At 49.9% G+C, this 22,821-nt stretch carries 15 protein-coding genes, 2 rRNA genes, 1 pseudogene and 1 riboswitch; of the genes and pseudogenes, 8 read left to right on the top strand and 10 right to left on the bottom strand.

All coding sequences use genetic code 11. The features are described from left to right. Both J3B89_RS11895 and rrf read left to right on the top strand, forming a co-directional pair. Positions 1-127, top strand: a 23S ribosomal RNA gene (locus tag J3B89_RS11895); the annotation flags it as partial. A 167-nt stretch (positions 128-294) separates the two neighbouring features. After that, positions 295-409: ribosomal RNA gene (gene rrf, locus J3B89_RS11890) — 5S ribosomal RNA — on the top strand. Between the two features lie 48 nt (positions 410-457). Here the strand turns inward: rrf and thiH are convergent. From thiH to J3B89_RS11845, 9 genes and pseudogenes are all read right to left on the bottom strand, one after another. Then, positions 458-1,570: a 2-iminoacetate synthase ThiH gene (gene thiH, locus J3B89_RS11885; protein ID WP_215397773.1), complete on the bottom strand. Its 1,113-nt coding sequence runs from the start codon at positions 1,568-1,570 to the stop codon at positions 458-460. Then, complete coding sequence (locus J3B89_RS11880) at positions 1,567-2,334, bottom strand: thiazole synthase (RefSeq protein WP_215397772.1); 768 nt, start codon at positions 2,332-2,334, stop codon at positions 1,567-1,569. The genes thiH and J3B89_RS11880 overlap by 4 nt, the downstream gene beginning before the upstream one ends. A 2-nt stretch (positions 2,335-2,336) precedes the next feature. Then, the gene (thiS, locus tag J3B89_RS11875) at positions 2,337-2,537 is read right to left on the bottom strand and encodes a sulfur carrier protein ThiS (protein ID WP_215397771.1); all 201 of its coding nucleotides are present in this window, start codon (positions 2,535-2,537) and stop codon (positions 2,337-2,339) included. Next, entirely contained in the window at positions 2,521-4,020 is a 1,500-nt protein-coding gene (gene thiE, locus J3B89_RS11870) for a thiamine phosphate synthase (RefSeq protein WP_215397770.1), read from the bottom strand. Before thiE ends, thiS begins: the two co-directional genes overlap by 17 nt. A gap of 16 nt (positions 4,021-4,036) precedes the next feature. Then, positions 4,037-5,788, bottom strand: a pseudogene (gene thiC / locus J3B89_RS11865) (phosphomethylpyrimidine synthase ThiC); the annotation flags it as partial. Between the two features lie 97 nt (positions 5,789-5,885). After that, a riboswitch (TPP riboswitch) is annotated at positions 5,886-5,996 on the bottom strand. 176 nt (positions 5,997-6,172) lie between these two features. After that, positions 6,173-7,606: an exodeoxyribonuclease I gene (gene sbcB, locus J3B89_RS11860; RefSeq protein WP_215397768.1), complete on the bottom strand. Its 1,434-nt coding sequence runs from the start codon at positions 7,604-7,606 to the stop codon at positions 6,173-6,175. Between the two features lie 72 nt (positions 7,607-7,678). Beyond that, positions 7,679-7,852 (bottom strand): hypothetical protein, encoded by a 174-nt coding sequence (locus J3B89_RS11855; protein WP_215397767.1) that lies wholly within the window; start codon positions 7,850-7,852, stop codon positions 7,679-7,681. Between the two features lie 67 nt (positions 7,853-7,919). Next, complete coding sequence (locus tag J3B89_RS11850) at positions 7,920-10,457, bottom strand: EAL domain-containing protein (protein WP_215397766.1); 2,538 nt, start codon at positions 10,455-10,457, stop codon at positions 7,920-7,922. Positions 10,458-10,557: 100 nt separating this feature from the next. Continuing rightward, positions 10,558-11,391 carry a LysR family transcriptional regulator gene (locus J3B89_RS11845; RefSeq protein WP_215397765.1) on the bottom strand — a complete coding sequence of 278 codons (834 nt, stop codon included), beginning with the start codon at positions 11,389-11,391 and terminating at the stop codon, positions 10,558-10,560. A gap of 109 nt (positions 11,392-11,500) precedes the next feature. Between J3B89_RS11845 and J3B89_RS11840 the strand changes: the two genes are divergently transcribed. From J3B89_RS11840 to J3B89_RS11830, 3 genes are read left to right on the top strand one after another with little or no spacing between them, the layout of a single operon-like run. After that, positions 11,501-12,679 (top strand): acyl-CoA dehydrogenase, encoded by a 1,179-nt coding sequence (locus tag J3B89_RS11840; protein WP_215397764.1) that lies wholly within the window; start codon positions 11,501-11,503, stop codon positions 12,677-12,679. Positions 12,680-12,714: 35 nt separating this feature from the next. Further along, on the top strand, positions 12,715-14,925 hold the full coding sequence (locus J3B89_RS11835) for a thiamine pyrophosphate-dependent enzyme (protein ID WP_215397763.1): 2,211 nt from the start codon (positions 12,715-12,717) through the stop codon (positions 14,923-14,925). Then, positions 14,922-15,941: a malonyl CoA-ACP transacylase gene (locus J3B89_RS11830; RefSeq protein ID WP_215397762.1), complete on the top strand. Its 1,020-nt coding sequence runs from the start codon at positions 14,922-14,924 to the stop codon at positions 15,939-15,941. The genes J3B89_RS11835 and J3B89_RS11830 overlap by 4 nt, the downstream gene beginning before the upstream one ends. 4 nt (positions 15,942-15,945) lie before the next feature. Here J3B89_RS11830 and J3B89_RS11825 read toward each other — a convergent pair whose 3' ends face one another. Then, on the bottom strand, positions 15,946-17,124 hold the full coding sequence (locus J3B89_RS11825) for a tetratricopeptide repeat protein (RefSeq protein ID WP_215397761.1): 1,179 nt from the start codon (positions 17,122-17,124) through the stop codon (positions 15,946-15,948). A gap of 176 nt (positions 17,125-17,300) precedes the next feature. On the opposite strand from J3B89_RS11825, the gene J3B89_RS11820 reads away from it, so the two are divergent. From J3B89_RS11820 to hrpA, 3 genes are all read left to right on the top strand, one after another. After that, complete coding sequence (locus tag J3B89_RS11820; protein ID WP_215397760.1) at positions 17,301-18,302, top strand: isoaspartyl peptidase/L-asparaginase family protein; 1,002 nt, start codon at positions 17,301-17,303, stop codon at positions 18,300-18,302. 75 nt (positions 18,303-18,377) lie between these two features. Further along, positions 18,378-18,797, top strand: coding sequence for a CBS domain-containing protein (locus J3B89_RS11815; protein ID WP_215397759.1), 420 nt, complete (start codon positions 18,378-18,380; stop codon positions 18,795-18,797). A 38-nt stretch (positions 18,798-18,835) separates the two neighbouring features. Further along, entirely contained in the window at positions 18,836-22,753 is a 3,918-nt protein-coding gene (gene hrpA / locus J3B89_RS11810) for an ATP-dependent RNA helicase HrpA (RefSeq protein WP_215397758.1), read from the top strand. The last annotated feature ends 68 nt before the right edge of the window (positions 22,754-22,821 follow it).

Genomic DNA, 22,821 nt, shown 5'->3' with positions numbered 1-22,821 from the left:
ATGAGTCATCCCTTGGACTTAGAGTCCACTAAAGGGTCGTTGGAGACCACAACGTTGATAGGTGAGGTGTGGAAGCGCGGTGACGTGTTAAGCTAACTCATACTAATTGCCCGAGAGGCTTAACCATACAACGCCCAAGATGTTTTGCGCGAGAAGTGCATAAAGAAAGAATACAGTGTGCGAACAATCAGCTTGCTAAGTAATGGCAACGGTTTTTATCAAATCCTATCCTGGATTTGACCCGCAAGCGGGCCGCACTAAAGTGCGTTAAAAACTGTTCCCGACAGTTTTTTGCCTGGTGGCAATAGCGCTGTGGAACCACCTGAACCCATTCCGAACTCAGAAGTGAAACGCAGCTGCGACGATGGTAGTGTGGCATTCGCCATGCGAGAGTAGTTCACCGCCAGGCTCCCAATTCAAGCAAAGCCCGACTCGAAAGAGCCGGGCTTTTTGCTTTTTATCTACCTAAAAAGCTGTCCCAATCTTTCCATACCGGCTGCAAGCCTTGCTGTGTTAAAGCTCGGGCAACCTGTTGTGGTGAGCGGTTGTCGTCAATGCTGAATTGTTCGAGGTTTTCTGGTTCAACGCTGTAACCGCCCGGCTGGGTTTTTGAGCCAGCGCTGACACTGGTGACAGCCAATGGTACTACGTGCTGGCGAAACTCAGCCGACTCGCGCGTTGACAGGCTGATCTCCAGCTCTGGCGCAAACAGCCGAAAGGCGCAAATCAACTGGATTAACTCTTTATCACTGATTGGATTGCTTACCTCGTTACCGCCACTGCAAGGGCGTATTCTGGGTACAGACAAGCTAAAGCGGCACTGCCAATACTGTTTTTGTAAGTATTGCAGATGCTGCGCCAGCAAGATGGCATCGGTACGCCAATCGCTAAGCCCCAGTAAAATGCCAAGGCCAATTTTATCAATACCGGCCTGACCAACTCTGTCGGGTGCATCCAGTCGCCAGTGAATATCGCTTTTTTTGCCCTTTAAATGATACTGTTGATAGGCGGCTGCATTATAGGTTTCCTGGTATAGCATTACCGCATCTACGCCAAGACTTTTCAGCCTGGCATATTCATCAGTTCTTAGTGGCTGCACTTCTAGTTGCACACTGCTGAAGTATCGCCGGATCAATGGCAGCACATCAAAAAAGTAGTCTATACCCACTTTACGCTCATGCTCACCGGTTACCAGCAGCACCTGATCTATACCCATGGCTTTAATAGCAAGGCACTCCTGTGCTATTTCGGTAGAGTTTAAGGTGCGTCGTTTTACTTTTTGGCTGAGCGAAAAACCGCAATAGGTGCATTCGTTGGCACAAAGGTTAGATAGATATAAAGGCGCATAAAACTGTACACTGTGGCCGAACCTTTGCCGGGTAAGCTGCTGAGCTTTGCCTGCCAGCACCGGCAATAGAGGTAAAGCGGCCGGAGATAGCAGCGCCTGTAAGTCACTTAGTGCTAAACGTGTTTTATGCAGTGCTGCTTGCACCTGAGCTGTTGAAAAGTTGCGGCTTTGCAGTTGCAGTGTTTGCCAGTCTTGTTGCTGCCATTGCGTATAAAAGCTCATAGCGTCGCCAGAAAATCAGTGAGTGGGCTTGAGGGGGCCGCGTGTGAATGTGCGGCCGCTAACCCGGCGTTGTAGGCCATGTGACCGGCATTTACTGCTTGTGCAAAGGCGCCGGCCATAGCAACCGGGTTCTGGCTGCTGGCAATGGCGGTATTAACCAGCACTGCCGCAGCGCCTAGCTCCATGGCTGCGGCTGCATGCGATGGTGCGCCAAGACCGGCGTCGATAATAACCGGCACCATTGCTTGTTCGATAATAATCTCCAGCATAGCGCGGGTTTGTAAGCCCTGATTAGAGCCAATGGCGGCGCCCAGTGGCATTACCGCGGCGCAGCCGGCTTGTTCCAGCCGTTTACATAAAACAGGATCGGCGCTGCAGTAGGGCAGTACCACAAAACCTAACTTAACCAGTTGCTCTGCTGCCATTAACGTTTCGATTGGGTCCGGCATTAAATAGCGTGGATCTGGGTGGATCTCTAGTTTCAGCCAGTTTGTCTGTAGAGCATCGCGTGCCAGTTCTGCAGCAAAAATAGCTTCTTTAGCTGTTTTAGCCCCCGAAGTATTAGGTAGCAGTTGGATATTCATCTGTTGCAGTGGGCTGAGTAAATCATCCTGCTGTTGTCCCAACTGCAGGCGTTTCAGTGCCAGAGTAACCAACTGACAACCGCTGGCTTGTATCGCTTGCTGCATAATGCCGGGATGAGCAAATTTACCGCTGCCCAGCAGTAAGCGGCTACTAAAGCTTTTGTTTGCTATATGAAGCACGGTTAACCTCCGGTAACGATATGGAATAGTTGTATCTGATCATGGTTTTGCAGTTGATACTCTTGCCACAGCCGTTTAGCGATAACGCTGTTATTAACCGCTATTGCCAGGCCCTCAGTTCTTAACTGTTGCTGCTGCAACAGTTGCGCTAACGTGCTGACAGTAGCAAGTTGCAGCGAGGTGTCGTTAAGCATGATGCGCATAGTATTGCTCCACTTGATGTTTAAGCCGCAAGAATGCCTGCTCCGGTTCAGTTTGTGCAGTAATGGCCGACACAACGGCAACGCCTGCTACACCGCATTGCAATACAGCGTCTAGTCGCTGTGGATTAATACCACCAATGGCGACAGTCGGGATATCGTCACAGAATGCAGCATAGTATTTCAGGCGAGTCAGACCTTGCGGCTGTGACGGCATCTGTTTGGTTTGTGTGGCAAAAATATGCCCCAGCGCAATGTAAGAGGGCCGTAATTGATGTGCCCGCAGCAGCTCTGTATAGCTGTGCGTTGAGATGCCAATACATAAACCTGCAGCTGCTATTGCATTAAGATCTGCCTGTGCTAAATCTTCCTGCCCGAGGTGGACACCATAAGCACCGTATTTAATGGCCAGTTGCCAGTGATCATTAATAAATAGCCGTAATTTATAGTCACGGCTAAGCAGCACTGCTTCTGCTATTTGCCGTTCAATCTCGTCCGGTGAACCTTGTTTTATCCGCAGTTGAATTACATCGGGCTCAAGCGGTAGCAAACGCTTTAACCACTGCAGGCTATCAATTACCGGATAAAAGCCGACAGGTGCGCTGATGCTGGTAAAACTTAGCGTTTTATAAAGAGTATCCTGCGGCAGAATTAACTGCGGGAAATAGCAGCGTTTGGTTGGCCAGCTATGATGTTGCAGACAACCGGCACCTTTGCCCGTGGCATAACTATGCTTTAAAGCCTGTTGCAAGTAAGCCCGGGCAACGATGACGCTATCAGCAAGTTCATAGCCATAAGCGTGCACAGCTGCGATAGCACTGGACAAAACACAACCGGTGCCATGGTTATGCAATGTATTAAGCCGGGGTTGTTGCAAGCCAAAGTGTTGTGCTGTGCTGCAGTAATGGTCGGTTACCATATCTGTATCAGCTCCGTGACCGCCTTTAACCAATACGGCTTTTACACCCCAATGCAGTAATTGATCCGCCTGTTCATTGCTGTCTGCGAGAGCCAGGTCACTGAGTAGTGCCAGCTCTGGCAGATTTGGCGTGATAAGGTCAAGCAGCGGCAGTAGTTGTTGCCGCCAGATGCTTAGCATGCTCTGGCTGATAAAGTTATAACCGCTACTGCTGCTTAACACCGGATCGGCGATAACCATAAACTGATGGTCGGCTTTATGTTGTAGCAGCCAGTTAACCAGCTGAGCCAGTAATTCTGCATCAGGGATAAGCCCGATTTTAATCACTTTAGGTGGCATATCCTGCAACAGGCAGTTTAGCTGAGTAATAAACAAGGTTGTACTTACTGGCTCATAACCAACGACTTCAGTGCTGTTTTGCGCAGTTACTGCGGCAATGACACTGCAGCCATGACATTCCAGTGCAGCAAAGGTGTGCAGATCAGCCTGAATGCCGGCACCGCCACCACTATCTGAACTGGCAATCGTCCAGACGATGGGTTTAGTTGCAGCTGTTGGCTTATGCATCAGTTACGGCCTCTTCCTGCTGAATTTGCTGATTAAGCCGCATTGAACAAAACTTAGGGCCGCACATAGAGCAAAATGGCTCGGCATCGGCACCTTCATGGCTTAGTGTTTCATCGTGATAGGCTTTAGCAGTAAATGGATCCAGTGCCAGGTTGTACTGATCCTGCCAGCGAAACTCGTAGCGGGCTTTAGACAACGCATTGTCTCTTCGCTGTGCTGCAGGATGGCCTTTAGCCAGATCTGCGGCATGAGCAGCAATTTTATAGGCAATAAGGCCTTGTTTTACATCTTCTTTGTTCGGCAGGCCTAAATGCTCTTTTGGTGTGACATAACACAACATGGCACAGCCAAACCAGCCAATCATAGCTGCACCGATGCCGGAGGTAATATGATCATACCCCGGTGCAATATCTGTGGTTAGCGGGCCAAGCGTATAAAAGGGGGCTTCGTGGCAGTGTTTTAGCTGCTCAGTCATATTCTGCTGAATAAGCTGCATTGGTACATGGCCCGGGCCTTCAATCATTACTTGCACATCATAGCGCCAGGCAATTTTAGTCAGCTCGCCTAAGGTGCGTAGTTCGGCAAATTGCGCCTCATCATTGGCATCGGCAATGCTGCCCGGGCGCAGGCCGTCACCCAGTGACAATGAGATATCGTAAGCGGCACAGAGCTGACAAATTTGCTCAAAATGCTGGTACAAAAAGTTTTCCTGATTATACAGCCTGGTCCACTGCGCCATAATGGCACCACCGCGCGACACTATGCCGGTAACCCGCTTAGCCGTTAAGGCAACATAGTCTTTTAACACGCCGGCATGGATAGTAAAGTAATCGACGCCTTGTTCTGCTTGTTCTATCAGGGTGTCGTAAAACACCTGCCAGTTAAGCTGGCTGACATCGCCCTTTACTTTTTCCAGCGCCTGATAAATCGGTACTGTGCCAATCGGTACCGGGCTGTTACGTAAGATCCAATCACGGGTTTGATGAATACGCCGGCCGGTTGATAAGTCCATTACCGTATCGGCGCCCCAGCGGGTGGCCCACACCAGTTTTTCTACTTCTTCTTCAATACTGGAGCTGACCGAGGAGTTGCCGATATTGGCATTAACTTTTACTTTAAAGTTGCGGCCAATAATCATTGGCTCTGCTTCCGGGTGATTAATATTGGCCGGAATAATAGCGCGGCCAGCCGCGACTTCCTGGCGTACAAACTCTGCTGTGATTTGTTTGGGTATCGCCGCACCAAAGCTTTCGCCCTGATGGCTTCTGACACCATCGCTGGTAGCCGCCATATTTTCTCTGAGTGCAATAAAATGCATCTCCGGCGTAATAATACCGGCCCGGGCATAATGTAATTGGGTTACCGTTTTACCGGCTTTGGCCCGCAGTGGTTGGTGCTCAAACTCGGTGATCTGCTCATCCAGGGTGATATCAGCAAAGGGCGGTAGAGGTGAGGGCGCAACATCGGCACGCGCGGTAATCCAGTTAAGGCGTAACTTAGGTAAGCCTTTGAGCACATCTAATTGCTGCGCCGGGTCACCATAAGGGCCTGAGGTGTCATACACCGGCAGGCTGTGGTTAGGCTGCTCGCTGCCATCGGCCAAGCGGCTGGGGCTAAGATGAATATCCCGCACTGGTACCTGCACGCCGCTGTGTTCGCACAACAGATAACGACGGCTGGAGCCTGGGAAAGTTTCGCCCTGCAGCGCCTGAATATAAGCGCGGGCATGGGCACGTAAATCACGTTTGGATAAGGTTGGTGCAGACATAGCAAACTCCGGTTAACAAGTTGAGGTTGCTTGTCCGGAGTGGGGGCAGGTAATAACAGGTAACAAAACCGCCAGGCGGATTACTACTGTGTTATGTGCTGTATTTCCCCTTGTTTCCCTTCGCAGGTATTAGCCTGATCAGGTTCAACGGATCCCGTTTTCACGGTCTCAGCCCGCTGTAAACAGCTGGGCACTCCGACAAGATGGGGCTAAGTATTCATGTATTTCTGATGGAATTCAATAGCGATGTTTAAAAGCTTGCGCCGATAACACCCGTTGTGCTCGCCACAGCAACTCGCCCTAATGCCTACGGCAGGGCTCAGACACTCTGTGGCTGCGCAAACGGGGTTATCGGCTTCGCTATGCGCAGCATAATGGTCAGAGTTATAAACTTTGCACATAGAGATACAGCGACTTTAGAATTTTCATTTTTTGCTCATCACTGGCATGTTCATGCGCCAGATTTTCCAGCGCCAGACTAAAATCTTCCATCGTCAGGTTAGGGTTATCCACGCCATGCATCAGCTTATCGGTGCGGTAGCGCTGCCACTTCTGCTGTTCGCTATCGGTCAGGCTGGCCGGATAATTACGGGCGCGGTATAAAAACAGCAGGCTGTTCAGGCGCTCATCACTAAACACCGGTGCACTAACGGCTAATTGCTCCGGTGCTAACTGATGCAGTTGCTGCATTTTCTGCTTATCACCATCGCTGATAAAACCATTGTACAGCTGATAATCCGGGTTGGTTTCTGCCGGAAATTCATTTAACTGCTGATACAGCTCTATTGCTTTGGCTTGCGTAGCACGATGTTGGCGCAAAAAATCTAAATGTTTAAGGCATTGAGCGCGGTCGATACCAAAAGCGGCTGCGCGCTCTTCAGTCAGCGTTTTTGCCGGTGCTAACACAGGGCATTTATTCAGGTGAATAAGCTTTAAACCCAGCCGCTGCTCACCGTCCGCCAGATCGGCGGTTTTGGTGTACAGCTTTTGCTGTAAAGTCGCAATATCGTCTGCAAACAACGGTGTTGGATCGGCCTGCAGGTTATAACAAATCACCGCATTTTTATTAGTAGGGTGGAATGCCAGCGGCACTATCCAGCTAACACAACCCTGAGTGGCGGGAAACTTAGACGATACATGCACCAGTGGTGTCATACCAGCAATATCAATCAGCTCGGCCACTTTGGCTTTTTTACGCAGTTCAAATAAATAACCAAACAGCTTGGGCTGCTTTTGTTTTATCAGTTTTGCCATAGCAATGGTGGCGTATACATCGGATAACGCATCGTGAGCGTTTTCATGCGCCAGGCCGTTAGCTTTCGTCAGCTCTTCCAGCTTAAAGCTGGGGCTGCCATCCTCGCGCACAGGCCAGTTTATGCCGTCTGGTCGCAGTGCATAGCAGGCGCGCACCATATCAATAAGATCCCAGCGGCTGTTGCCGTTTTGCCATTCACGGCCATAGGGTTCGTAAAAGTTACGGTACAGGCCGTAACGGGTGACTTCATCGTCAAAACGCAGGTTATTATAGCCCAGCACGCAGGTATTGGGTGTGCTGAAACGCTGCAGAATACGCTGCATAAACTCAGTTTCGGCCAGGCCTTTTTTATTGCACAGCTGCGGGATTAAGCCGGTAATCAGCGCGGCTTGCGGATGCGGCAGGTAGTCGTTCGCCAGTTGGCAATACCAGACATCAGGCTCGCCAATAATATTCAGCTCAAGATCGGTGCGAATGCCGGCAAACTGCGCCGGGCGGTCACGTTTGGGATCGGCCCCCCAGGTTTCGTAGTCGTGGAAATAAAAAGACAAAGGTTCGGGCATAGTTCAGTACTTTAAATTGGCTTGGGATGGCAATAAAAACACCGATCATAACATCAGTGTAGGCTTATCGCGCTACTTATCGTCATCCATCAGGCTCTCCAGTGCCGAACCCGGATCTTCTTCACCACAAACAGAGCCGTCGTCAGGGCAGGCGGCTTCAGCATCCCTGTGCGATAAGGGCTTGTGTTGTTTAGGCCGGGGAGCTGGTGAACGGCTGTCAGGTTCAGTATCCTTTGGAAGCGTCATGCGGTTATTTTACCTTAACTAAAACTTATTTAAGTATAGGCAACAGCCTCAGCTATGCAATGCTGGCTTACGCTGAGATGACCGGCTTATTAGTTTTAGCTGATAACGCTTTGGTAAAATCCTGTGCCGGCCGTGGTGGCGACACCAGATAACCCTGGCCTTTATCACAGCCTGCCTGCAGCAAAAAGTTCAGCTGTTGCTGATGCTCAATGCCTTCGGCAATAACATCCAGCCCTAAGGCTTTACCCATAGCAATAATGGCGCTGGCAATTTGGCAGGCACTGATATTGCCCGGCAGATCCTTCACAAAGCTTTGATCAATTTTTAATGTATCAATTGGCAGGCGGCGCAGGTATGACAGCGAAGAATAACCGGTGCCAAAGTCGTCTATGGATAATTTAAACCCCAGTGCTTTGAGTTGGGTCAGTTGATTCAGCGTTTGCTCTGCCTGCTCAGGGATCAGACAGCTTTCGGTCAGTTCAAGTTCAATCAGCTGTGGTGCTATCGCCGCCAGTTGTACTATCCGGTGTAGCCGGGTAACAAAGTCTGTATCTGCCAGTTGTAGTGCCGAAATATTCACCGACACGGGAATGGCAAAATCTTGCCATTGCTGCAGCTGCAGGCATACCCGTTGCAACACCTGCTCGCCCAGCGCGCTAATTAAACCAAGCTTTTCTGCCAGCGGAATAAACAACACCGGCGATACCGTACCAAGCTCAGTATGCTGCCAGCGTACTAAGGCTTCAAACCCCACCAGTTGTTTCGTTGCCAGTTCAAATTTGGGCTGATAATGCACATCCAGTTGTTGCAACCGCAGTGCTTCGCGCAATGCCTGCTCCAGCTTGAGTTCATCGGCATTTTGCTGCCCGGCGCTGGCCTGATAAAAACAATACTGATTACGCCCGCCGCTTTTCGCCTGATACATGGCTACGTCGGCATGTTTTACCAGTTGCTCTGCCGTGCTGCCATCTTGCGGGTATACTGCAATGCCAATGCTGGTGGTAAGAAAAAATTCCTGGCCAAGTAAACGCACTGGTTTTTCAATTTGTGAAATTATGCGTTTAGCCAGGTGCTCTAATGTTGAACCATCGGTTACCTCGGGCAGCAAAATAGTAAATTCATCACCGCCGAGTCTGGCAACAGATTCACCTTCGCGCACAGTCGCGCTGATCCGGCTGGCGACTTCTTTCAATGCCTGATCGCCGGCCTGATGGCCCAAAGTGTCATTAATACGTTTGAATAAATCCAAATCCAGAAACAGTACGGCGAGCTTATGCTTATGCCGGTGCGCATTAGCTAAACTCAACTGCAGCCTGTCAAGAAACATGCGCCGGTTAGCCAGACCGGTTAGCTCATCGATATAAGCCAACTGGTGGATTTTTTGCTCCTGCTGTTTGCGCTCAGTAATATCGCTGAAAATAGCGGCAAACTGGCTTATTTGCTGCTCTTCATTACGAATGGCAGTGATGGTAAGCCACTGCGGGTATTGCTCACCGTTTTTACGTTTGTTCCAGATCTCGCCTTGCCAGCGCCCTTGTTGTAATAACACCTGCCACATACTGCGGTAAAAGTCAGGCTGGTGCCTGCCAGAGCTTAACAAACGCGGGCTGTTGCCAACAACATCCTGCATGCTGTAGCCGGTGATATGACAAAAGCTTGGGTTTACCGACTGAATAATACCGTCTTTGTCGGTGATCATAATGCCATCTAACGAGGCATCGATCACTTTGTGCGCCAAGCGTAAATAATCGGCGGAGGTGCGCAGTGCTACGTCGCGCGCCAGCAGCGCGGTTCTGAGCTGGTCAACATAGGCGTATTCAACATTACGCAAAATGTCGTTAAATGATAACAAGCCAATCAGCAATGTGTCGTTGTGTACTGCAATATGCCGCAGCTGGTTATCTGTCAGCAGTTTTACCGCCTGTAATAGCGTAGCCGTAGAAGCGATGCTGAGCAGCGGTGTTGTTGCCAGCTCGCCGACAGTTATACAATTGCTTTGCTGCGCCAGAAAATGGATCAGATCCTGCTCTGTAACAATGCCATTGCGGCCATCATCAAACCGTACGATGGCGGCTTCGGTATTAAGCTGTTGCATATGCTGTACTGCTAGTGCCAGCGGCATGGCAGCGTTTAATTGTAAGGGTTCAGCGGTAATGCAGGAACTGACATCACGGAACTGCAGATAAAATTCAATTTTTTGCTGTCGGACGATATCGCTCTGGGTTAGCAGGCCAATGGCGTCGCCGTGTTTATTTACTACCAGCAAGCGGCGGATGCCATACTGCAGCATAGTGCTGGCGGCACTGCTAAGCCTGTTGCTATCAGTTATGCTGCGCACAGGCGAGCTCATTACTTGTGTCAGTGGCGTATCTGCTGCTTCCGGGCTGCTGAAATCAAGTTTTCTGGCATCGGCTGCTGTCCAGATGCCACACACTTTACCGCCGGGCGCAGCGGTGATCAGAATACAGCTGATAGCATGCTGGCGCATCAGCTTTGCTGCCTCCCGCACGGTTTGTGTACTGTCACAGCAAACAGGCTTTTTCAGCAGGACAGAAGCAATGATCGGATCGTTATCCTGATCTTTGGTGTGTGAAATAACAGACATAAAGCAACCTGCACAGTATGGCGGACAAAGACGGTACTTTATCGTAATTAGCACTAAGCGGTATTGCGTCAGATCAAGCGGGTGACTTTAAGGTTAATGGCTAAGAAACAGGCTGACACAGCTGGCGTAACACCGCAAGCGAGGCAGACGTCTGATTTTTTCCGTAGGCCAGCCCCAGTTGGCGCTCAAGTTTCAGCTGGGCGATAGGGCGTAGTACTATGTCCTGGCGCTGCAGCAAGGTGTCGAAGTTTGGCACCAAAGCACAGCCAACACCTGCAGAAACCAGGCCCAGGGCATACTCAATGGTTTGAATATCGGCGCGTACATCGGCTTTGATACCGCGGCGTACCAGCTCGGGGTACAGCGTATTCCAGGCATCGCACGGAGTACGTTTGATCAGCGGTAGTTGTTCAAAATCGGCCAAATGCACTTCAGTCTGCAAACTAAGTGGCGTACCGGGAGGCATTGCCAGTAAATAGCTGTCGTGCCAGAACGGCTGAAATGCTTCACCGGCTTTTAGCAGTTGCGGGGTAATGATACGGGCATCACAGTGTTCATCAGGCTCTACTAAATGTAACTCCAGCCCCTGCACATTATTGCTGAATTCGCGTAACAGCTGGCTCATGCGTTCTACACCTAAAGCACGAATTAAACCAAGGCGGAATTTTACCCGCGCCACCGGTTGGCTGAATGACGCTTTAAGCGACTGCAACTGACTTAGCAAACGTCCGGCATGGCCATAGAGTTTTTCGCCATCTTCTGTTGGTGTTACACCTTTAGGTAACCGGACAAACAGTGTAACCCCAAGCTCTTGTTCCAGCTGGCGCAACGCGGCAGAAAGCGATGGCTGGGCCACACAGCACTGGCGGGCTGCAGCGCTGACACTGCCTTGTTCGTACACAGCAACAAAGTAGCTGAGTTGGCGGATATCCATAGTTTTAAACTATACCTGATACAGAATTATTATATTTTAACTCTATACCAAAGCAGGCTAATCTGGCCATAACAAAAATTATTTCGCTGGTTTTATTGAGGAATTTGCTATGACACGTGCACATTTTGACTGGCAGGACCCCTTTGCATTTAGCAACATGTTGACAGAAGAAGAGCGGATGATCCGCGATACAGCTCACCAGTATTGTCAGGAAAAGCTGCAGACGCGTGTGTTAATGGCCAACCGGGAAGAGCATTTTCACCGTGAAATTATGACTGAACTTGGCGCACTGGGTTTGCTTGGCGCTACCTTGCCGGAAAAATACGGCTGCTCGGCAGTTAATTATGTCTGTTATGGCCTGGTGGCCCGTGAAGTAGAGCGGGTAGACAGTGGTTATCGCAGTGCAATGAGTGTGCAATCGTCTTTGGTAATGCACCCCATTCACGAGTATGGCAGCGAAGCGCAGCGGCAAAAATACCTGCCTAAATTAGCCAGTGGTGAGTGGGTTGGCTGTTTTGGTTTAACTGAACCGGACGCAGGTTCAGATCCGGCTGGTATGCGAACCACGGCGAAAAAATCCGCTGCTGGTTATGTGTTAAATGGCAGCAAGATGTGGATCACCAATTCACCCATTGCTGATGTGTTTGTGGTATGGGCCAGACTGGACGGTGATATTCGTGGTTTTGTGCTGGAAAAAGGTATGAAAGGGTTAACAGCGCCAAAAATTGAAGGCAAGTTCTCATTACGTGCCTCAGTTACCGGCGAAATTGTGATGGATAATGTCGAGGTGCCTGAAGATGCGCTGCTGCCTAATGTCAGCGGTTTAAAAGGGCCCTTTGGCTGCTTAAATAAAGCCCGTTACGGTATAGCCTGGGGCGCGTTGGGGGCGGCAGAGTTTTGCTGGCATGCAGCCAGGCAGTATACGCTGGACCGAAATCAGTTTGGCCGGCCGCTGGCAGTAAACCAGCTTATTCAGAAAAAGCTGGCTGATATGCAAACTGAGATCAGCATTGGTCTGTTGTCGTGCTTACAGGCCGGGCGGCTGATGGATCAGAATTTACTGGCACCGGAGACGATTTCACTGATTAAACGTAATTCTTGTGGTAAAGCGCTGGATATTGCCCGTGTAGCGCGTGATATGCACGGCGGTAATGGTATTGCCGACGAGTTCCATGTAATCCGCCATGTGATGAACCTTGAAGCGGTAAACACCTATGAAGGCACCCATGATGTACATGCACTGATTTTAGGCCGGGCGCAAACCGGCTTACAGGCGTTTAGCGGCTAATAAGCCTGACATTTTACTTAAGTGGAGTCAGCCTGATGTCAGAAGCCGTGCATCCCTGGGTTTATGAATACCGTCAAAGGTTAAGTAGTGGCAAATTGCCGGTACACAGCAGCCGCCACAGCATTGAATTTGCAACCCTGTATCAGCTGTGGCACAGCCAGCTTTGCAGCCGGTTGCTGGACTTACAATCACGCTTGTTACAAGCCAAAGGCCAGAGCTTTTATACCATTGGCAGTGCCGGGCACGAAGGTAACGCTGCGGTAGCCGCAGCGTTACGTGTTACCGATCCGGCATTTTTACATTACCGCAGCGGCGCCTTTTTTATCGAACGCAGTAAGCAATTACCGGGCAGTACGCCACTGTACGATATGCTGCTGTCATTTTGCGCCAGCAGCGAGGATCCGATCTCCGGAGGTAGGCATAAGGTACTGGGTAGCCTGGCGCTGAATATTCCACCGCAAACCAGCACCATAGCATCACAGCTACCTAAAGCCGTAGGGGCTGCTTTTGCCATAGACTTAAGCCGCCGGTTGGGGTTAAACGGCCAGTGGCCACAGGATGCTATAGCGCTGTGTAGTTTTGGTGATGCTTCGGCAAACCATTCCACGGCACAAGGCGCAATTAATTCAGCCTGCTGGGCTGCTTATCAGCAAGTGCCGTTGCCGGTGCTGTTTTTGTGCGAAGACAATGGCCTGGGTATTTCTACGCCGACACCCAGCGGCTGGATAGAGCAGGATTTAGCCGACAGGCCCGCATTAAAGTACTTTGCTGCCGACAGCCGCGATTTGGCACAAACCTATGCTGTGGCTAAACGTGCCGCCGACTATGTACGTACTAAACGTAAACCTGCGGTACTACATTTATCCACTGTACGCTTGTTTGGCCACGCCGGAGCGGATGCAGAAGCTGCCTATCGTACCAAAGCACAAATTGATGCCGGATTGGAACAGGATCCTTTACTAAGCAGCAGTGCTGCACTGCTTACCAGCGGTGATATTACCTCTGAGCAATTACTGAGACAGCTGGACAGCCTGGTTGCACAAATTGCCCGGGTAGCGGCTGTTGCCAGCAGCCGGCCTAAACTGACGACAGCTGCCCAGGTTATGGCATCCATTGCGCCAGTGCGGCAGGCTTTGCCTGTACCGCCGTTGCCAGCAGCTGAATCGCGCCAGCAATTATTCGCTTTTGATCAGCATAACACCGGTAAAAAGCAGCATCTGGCCAAAATATTAAACTGGGCGCTGCATGATGTGCTGGCACAGTACTCTAATACCGTAGTGTTTGGCGAAGATGTCGGCAAAAAAGGCGGAGTTTACGGCGTAACGCAGCATTTAGTGCATGCCTTTGGCAGTAACCGGGTCATTAATACATTGCTGGATGAGCAAAGTATTCTCGGGCTGGCAATCGGCCTGGCGCAACAGGGCTTTATTGCAATTCCGGAAATTCAGTTTTTAGCTTACGTGCACAATGCTGAAGATCAGATCCGCGGCGAAGCCGCCACCTTGCCGTTTTTCTCCAATGGCCAGTATCACAATGCCATGGTGATCAGGATAGCTGGTTTGGCTTATCAGCGTGGTTTTGGCGGCCATTTTCATAATGACAACTCTTTTGCTGTATTTCGTGATATTCCCGGCGTAGTTTTACTGTGTCCGTCTAACGGCCATGATGCCGCCTTGCTGCTGCGCCAGGCGGTACAACTGGCTCATCAACAAAAGCGTCTGGTAATACTGCTCGAACCTATAGCGCTGTATATGACACGCGATTTAATCGCTGCCGGTGATGGCTTGTGGCTTAGTGATTACCCGCCGCCTGATACGCCATTGCCTGAGTTAGGTGAGCCTGCCATCTTTGGTGATGGCGAACAACTGGCTATTATCAGTTATGGTAATGGCTATTATTTAAGCCGCCAGGCAGAGCAGGCATTAAATGCCCGTGGCGTACGGTTACGCGTACTTGATTTGCGCACTCTGGTGCCGCTGCATATTGAGTTAATTATCAAAGCATTAGCGGGTTGTCGCAAGGTGTTGATAGTAGATGAGTGCCGCCGTCGGGGTTCACTCAGTGAAGAGCTGTTTACTGCGCTGCATGAGGCCAGACCGGGGTATTTTCAGCTTAGCCGTTTATGTGCACAAGACAGCTTTATCCCATTGGGTGCGGCAGCTTATACGGTATTGCCATCGGCACAGCAAATTATTGATCAGGCACTTCAGTTATTGGGCGAAACCACAGCGGAGGGGGTGCAATGAAAAAAACAGCCATAGTGGTATGCCCCGGCCGCGGCACTTATAACAAAGCCGAGCTCGGTTATATCAGCCAAAACAATAAAGCAAAAGCTTTGCTGGCGCAGTTTGACCAGATCAGATCCGGGCTGGGTTTAGCAACGGTAAGCGGGTTAGATCAGCAAGCTGCTTTTAGCCGTAGCCTGCATTTAAAAGCTGACAATGCCGCTGCACTAATTTATGCGGCAGGTATTTGTGATTACCACAGTATTAACGCTAATCATTTTGATGTGGTAGCGGTTACCGGTAATTCTATGGGATGGTATACCGCACTGGGTTGTGCCGGTGTACTGACACCAGCAAGTGGCATGCAACTGGTAACCAATATGGCGCAATTAACCGCAGATGGTGCCGGTGCACAATTTATTTACCCGGTTATCGATGATAACTGGCAACCCGATATTAGCCGCATTGCGATGGTGCAACAGCAACTGGCCATACACAGCAATGCGTTATTTATGTCTATTGTGTATGGTGGTTATGCGGTAATAGCGGGAAGCGAACCGGCCGTAAAAGCGGCGATGGCGGCACTACCGCCTTGTGATGAGCGTTTTCCGTTGTTACTGACAGGTCATGCCGCTTTTCATACCGGCTTTATGCAGGCGGCTTCGGATAAGGCTTTGTCGCTGTGGCCAGCATCGCACTTTAACCAGCCACAACTGCCATTGATTGATGGCCGCGGCCAGATCTGGCCCAGTTTCGGCAGTGATTTAGCTGCACTGCAACGTTATACGCTGCAACATCAGGTTTGCCAGATGTATCATTTCAGTAAAGCATTGCAGGTAGCAGTAAAAGAGTTTGCGCCACAGCATATTATTCTGCTGGGCCCCGGTGCCAGCTTAGGTGGTGCCGTAGCACAAAGCCTGATCGAGATAAACTGGCAGGGGCTTAGCTCAAAGCAGGATTTTATAGCCGCCCAGCAAAGTGAACACCCTTATGTGTTAAGTATGGGAATGGCTGAGCAGCGCTTATTGCTTGGCTAGTTTGCTAATAAGCGCTGGTAAGCTGATTTAATACCTCCAGTTTATGCCGGTAGCGCTGCTGATCATAACCTGAAGGAGCATTACGTGTTGCTTTTAGCATATAACTGGCTGCTTGCTGGTTGTTTTGTATGGCGTAATAGCTACGCGCTAAACCAAAGTAGGCTTCATGGTTTTTACTATCCAACGCCACAGCTTTTTCATAATGGGTAATGGCGGTGTCGTAATTGTGGTTTTTATACGCTTCGTTACCCAGCATCAGGTGGTAATAAGGGTTAGTACGCCGTTTAAGTAAAACACGTTTTTCCAGTGGTTCGGCTTTGGCAATCTCACCACGTTGGCGGTACAAATAGGCCAGGTTAGCCAGCGTGTTGGTGGAGCCCGGATCCAGCATTAAACTTTGCTGGTAACTGCGCTCGGCCAGATCGTGCATGTCGTTGGTACGATACAACACCCCAAGGTTTGACCAGCTTGGCGCAAAATAAGCGTCTGCTTCTATGGCGGCCTGATAATAACGATAGGCCTGAGCATCATTACCTTCGGCATAAGCCACAGCGGCTTTATTATTGTAAAACATTGCAACAATGCGATTGACACTAATAGCATGCTCCGGAAATTGTTGCTTCAGGCTGTATGGATCAAAATCAACCACAATGTCTTTTGCCAGTAACACAAAACCCGGCGCTCCTCTGAGAGCTCTGCCGTGGTGCAATCGCAGGTTAACGTGGCCATTAAGCCAGGTCTGGCTGAGTTCGCTGGTCCAGTATTCGGGGATCTGCACGTCCTGAAATACCGCTGTCATGCCCAGCTCTTTTGCCATACTGTAGGTCAGTATCGACAAACTTAAGCAGTTAGCCCGCCCGGCGGCAATGGTTTCACTGGCGGTTTTAGTGGCGGCATTGTCATAAAGTAAGCCGTCATGAGCATAAGATAAAATCAATTTCAGCACGCTGGTTGTGCGCTCTTCCATCGACTGAGTGGAGTTAATCAGCCGCGATAGTTCAAAGCGGGTTTGCTGCGGCAAAGCAAATATTTGCTCAGCTGTTTCAGGTTCTGTTACTTCGCCTTTAAGTTGGGGCGCCACCAGCAGTTGTTCTGGCGGAAACAACATGACAGGCGCAGTTGACTGACAGCCACTTAGCAGCGCAGCTATTACAATTGGGTATATAAATAGCGGTAACTTCATAAACCACCCAGCCAGATTACCTCCTGGTAAATATAGTTCAGGCGGGAAAAAATACTGCAGATGCTTTGTAACAAAGTACGACGACAACAGGCATGAAAGCTTTACATATAGTTGCTCCGTTGCCGGATATACAGTACAAAGGTGCGATAACACACTCTGCGGGGAAAGTCCGAACAATGAAACAACTATTGCTTGTCTTACTAATGCTAGGTTCTGCCGGAGCCATGGCATCAAAAGCGCCTATAGGCATAGTGATCCATGGTGGTGCCGGTACCATAAACCGTGACAGCATGACGCCGGCACAGGAGCAAGCCTACCATGCCATGTTAACCCACGCGGTAAACCAGGGTTATGCTGTGCTGGAGCGGGGTGGTTCAAGTTTAGATGCGGTAACGGCAGCAGTAACGGTATTAGAAGATTCACCATTGTTTAATGCCGGTAAAGGTGCGGTTTATACCTTTGATGAAAACCACGAGTTAGATGCCTCTATTATGAATGGCCGGGATCGCAGCGCAGGGGCTGTTGCCGGTGTCACGAATGTGAAAAACCCGATATTGCTGGCGCGGGCGGTAATGGAAAAATCAAACCACGTCATGTTGTCTGGCAAAGGTGCCGAGCAATTTGCCAAACAGCAGAAACTGGAACTGGTAGATAACAGCTATTTTAATACACAATTTCGCTATGAGGCGTTAAAACGGGCAAAACAGGCTATAGCGCCACAGCCGCATCAGGCGGCAGTAGCTTATGATCCAGCCTGGAAAATGGGTACCGTAGGAGCGGTTGCAATAGACCGCAAAGGTAATTTAGCCGCAGCAACTTCAACCGGTGGTATGACTGCAAAGCGTTATGGCCGTATTGGTGATGCGCCTGTTATTGGGGCCGGTAACTTTGCCGACAATAAAAGCTGCGCTGTATCAGCCACCGGCCACGGCGAGTTTTTTATTCGCTACCAGGTTGCCAGTGATATTTGTGCCAGAGTGAAATACCAGAAAAAAACGGCCGCAGCGGCGGCAAAAGAAGTCATGGCTGAACTGAAAGCAGTTGGCGGAGATGGCGGCGTTATCGTAGTCGATAGCAAAGGGCAATTAAGCTGGACCTTTAATACTGAAGGGATGTACCGTGCACTTAAAGCTGAAGGCGGGCAGGTAATCAGCGAAATCTTCGCTGGTAAAAGCTGATTTTGCAGCAAAGCGGCTAAATTCGGCTAACCTTAACAAGAGCCTGATGCTCAGCAATACAGTGCAGGGGGAAGCATGGATTTACTAAAAGTGGCAGATTATATGAACCGGTACCCGGTTACGTTTACTGCTGATATGCCGGTAGAGATGGCCGTAGCCCGTTTAATTAAAGGCCGGCAAACCGGTGGTCCCGTTATTGATGAACAGCGTAAGATAGTCGGTTTTGTTTCAGAGCAGGATTGCCTGCAGCGCATGCTGATGTCTACTTATCATGATCAGCAGGCGTCAAGAGTGGCTGATGTGATGAACCCTGCTGTGTTAACGGTAAAAGGCTATGACGGGATTATTGATTTAGCGCAGATCATGTTAAAAGCTAAACCTAAGTTGTACCCGGTGGTAGACGATGATGGCTATTTACTTGGTATTATTACCCGCTCAGATGTACTGGGAGCCATCGATAAAGAACTGCATTCGCATTATGGTAATGTTGGATAGCGTTAAGCGCTGGATTTTTACCTGCGGCTCTTGGTAGCATGGCGCCCTCTGTTAACGAGGGCGTTGTTTTGTCTGAAGCTGTTATCTCTGTGTCTGAACTTATTTCCCGTATTCCCGCTTGTCTGCTAAAAGACCAGTTTCGTCTGCGCCGGCGTTTGCATAACTGCAAAAACCTGGCTGAAGAGGCAAAAATATCGCAGTTGCAGCGTATAGCCGCGGATATTACCCGTTCGCAAGTGCAGCGCGCAGCCAGGTTGGCTGCGTTGCCCAAGGTAAGTTACCCGCCACAACTGCCGGTATCGGAAAAAAAAGACGACATCAAAGCCGCTATTGCCGCTAATCAGGTCGTCATTATTGCCGGTGAAACCGGCTCGGGCAAAACCACGCAAATTCCGAAAATCTGCCTGGAATTAGGCCGTGGCGTAGCCGGTATGATAGGCCACACCCAGCCACGGCGTTTAGCTGCACGCAGTGTTTGTGATCGTATTGCTGAGGAGTTGCAGTGCCAGGTGGGTAGCCAGGTAGGTTATAAAATCCGTTTTGGCGATAACACCAGCGACAATACCTTTATTAAGCTGATGACCGACGGTATTTTACTGGCTGAAATCCAGCAAGACCGCTTTTTAAATCAGTACGACACCTTAATTATTGACGAAGCGCACGAGCGCAGTCTGAATATCGACTTTTTACTCGGCTATTTAAAACAACTGCTGCCGAAACGGCCGGACTTAAAGCTGATTATCACGTCAGCAACCATTGATCCACAGCGTTTTTCCAGGCACTTTTTTAATGCACCGGTCATTGAAGTGTCTGGCCGTACTTTTCCGGTAGAAACCCGCTACCGGCCGGTAACTGAACAGGACGACAAAGACGCCGACCAACTACAGGGCATTTTTGATGCCGTAGAAGAGCTATATCGTGAGCCGCCAGGCGATATTCTGATTTTTTTAAATGGTGAGCGTGAAATCCGCGATACTGCCGACGCGCTGGAAAAACTCAAACTGCCGCATACCGAAGTGCTGCCGCTGTATGCCAGATTAAGCGCGGCCGAGCAAAACCGTATTTTCCAAAGCCACGCCGGAAGACGCATCGTACTGGCTACTAATGTAGCTGAAACTTCACTGACAGTGCCAGGCATTCGCTATGTGATAGATCCCGGTACTGCACGCCTGTCGCGCTACAGCTATCGCTCCAAAGTACAACAATTGCCGATAGAAGCTATCAGCCAGGCCAGTGCCAACCAGCGTAAAGGCCGTTGTGGCCGGGTAGCCGCCGGTATTTGTATCCGGCTGTACAGTGAGGACGACTTTAACGGCCGCCCCGAGTTTACCGATCCGGAAATACTGCGCACTAATCTGGCATCCGTTATTATGCAAATGCTGGCGCTGGGCCTTGGCGATATTGAAGCCTTTCCGTTTTTGCAAAAACCGGACAGCCGCTTTGTTAACGACGGTATAAAACTGCTGGAAGAGCTGGGCGCCATTGCGTTAAATCGCAATAAGCAGGGCTTGCAACTAACAGAGCTGGGTAAAAAGTTATCACGTTTGCCAATAGATCCACGCCTGGCGCGCATGGTGTTGTTTGGCGCCGATAACGGCGCATTAACTGAGTTGCTGGTACTTTCAGCCGCGCTGTCTATTCAGGACCCGCGCGAGCGGCCATTGGACAAACAGCAAAAAGCCGATCAGTGCCATGCCCGTTTTGCCGATCCGGATTCCGACTTTGCCGCCTGGCTTAAGCTGTGGCAATACCTGCAGGAACAACAAGAGCAGTTAAGCAATAACCAGTTCCGCCGTCTGTGCCGGCAGGAGTTTTTAAATTACCTGCGGGTAAGGGAATGGCAGGATCTTACCGGGCAGCTTACCCAGCTTATGCAGGAGCAAGGCTATCAGTTAAACCAGCAAACTGCCGGTTATCAGGCTATTCACCAGGCGGTATTAAGTGGCTTGCTGGGGCAGGTTGGCTTTAAAGATTCAGAAGCCGATTACTTAGGCCCGCGGCAAACGCGGTTTTATGTGTTTCCGGGCAGCCATTTATTTAAACGCAAACCCAAATGGGTGGCAGCAGCTGAGTGGGTAGAAACCAGTAAGCTGTATGCCCGCACGCTGGCTAAAATTGAACCGGAATGGATAGAGCCGTTAGCGCAACATTTGGTGACGCGCAGTTACAGCGAACCACACTGGGAAAAGAAGCGCGGTGCGGTTATCGCTTACGAGCAAGTCAGTTTATACGGTTTGGTTATTGTGCCCAAACGCGCTGTGCTGTACAGCAAAATTGACCCGGCAGTGTGCCATACGCTGTTTGTACGCGAAGCGCTGGTGAACCAGGAACTGGGTACTAACGACAGTTTTTTACAGCACAACCAGCGCTTAATTGACGATGTGACTGCGCTGGAAGAGAAATCACGCCGGCGCGATATTCTGGTTGATGAAGACACCCTGGCAGCGTTTTATACCGAGCGTGTACCACAGTGGGCGAATAACCGGATAGATTTTACCAAATGGTGGAAGAAAAAGCGCAGTGAAGATGCCGCCTTTCTCAATTTTGATCCCGACAGCCTGCTTAACCGCGATGCCAGTGATATTACCGCCGATAAATTCCCCGAAACCTGGCGTCAGGGCAATTTAACCTTACCGCTGGAATACCACTTTGCCCCCGGCGAGCAGGACGACGGTGTCAGCGTTATTATTCCGTTGGCGCTGCTAAACCAGTTAGATGATAACGGCTTTGACTGGTTGATCCCGGCGCTGCGTCACGAGTTGCTGGTGGCATTAATTAAATCACTGCCCAAGCAATACCGGCGTAATTTTGTACCGGCGCCCAACTATGCCGATGCATTAATGCAAACGCTGAACCCGGATGAAGGCAAGTTACTTGACGTTATTACTTCGCGCTTAAAGCGGATGTCCGGCGTCACCATTCCGGAAGATGCCTGGGATTTAACCAGCCTGCCGCCGCATTTAAAAATGAATTTTAAAGTGGTAGATGAAAAAGGCACAACATTACGCCAGAGCCGCTCGCTGAGTCTGCTAAAGCAAGGCTTGCAGGGCGAAGTGCAGCAAAGCTTGAGCCAGGTTGCCGAGCAAGGGATAGAGCAGGAGCAATTAACACAGTGGAGCTTTGGCCAGCTGCCACGCGAATACGTTAAATTGCAGGCTGGCTATGAAATTAAAGCCTTTCCGGCCTTAGTGGACCAGCGTGATTCTGTGGCAATAAAGTTACTGGATAATCCGCAACAGGCTCTGGAAACAACTAAGCAGGGGTTGCGGCGCTTATTGCTGCTGAATATTCCGTCACCGGTAAAATACCTGCAGGAGTCGTTGCCAAATAAAGCTAAGCTGGGGTTGTACTTTAACCCGTTTGGGCGGGTATTAGAGCTGATAGATGATTGTATCGCTGCCGGTGTCGATGCTTTTATTGATAATGAGACATTGCCGCAAAATGAAGCGCAATTTATTGCATTAAAAGAAAAAGTGCGCGCAGAGCTGGGCGACAGCGTGGTGAGCATAGCACTTAAAGTAGAACAAATCTTAACCCTGTGCCATGACATACAAAAGCGTTTAAAAGGTAAAGTCGATTTAGCGCATGTACAGTCGCAGGGCGATATTAAGCAGCAACTGAATGAGCTGATTTTTAAAGGCTTTGTCAGTAGCCACGGCGCCGCGCGGTTGGATGATATAGTGCGTTACTTACAAGCTATGCAAAAACGGTTGGAAAAACTGCCGGTTGATCCACAGCGTGACCGTTTATTGATGCACGAGTATCAAAAAGCCTTTGATAGCTATAACAGTCTGTTAGGTAAATTTGCCGGTAGTAAAATATTACCCGGGCCGGTGCAGGCAATTTACTGGATGCTGCAAGAGCTGAAAGTGTCTTTACATGCGCAACAGTTGGGCACGCCTTATCCGGTATCGGTGAAAAGAGTACTGCATGCAGTGAACGAAGTTAAGCTGTAACAACGCCGATATGTTAACGCCTACTTTACACCGGCGATGGAAAGTTCTATAACTAACCCTGACGTAGT

Origin of the sequence: Rheinheimera oceanensis (genome assembly GCF_018831085.1) — a bacterium.
Taxonomy (GTDB): domain Bacteria; phylum Pseudomonadota; class Gammaproteobacteria; order Enterobacterales; family Alteromonadaceae; genus Alishewanella; species Alishewanella oceanensis.
The sequence above is the reverse complement of the archived record's forward strand: the minus strand, read 5'-3'. Positions and strand labels throughout refer to the sequence as shown.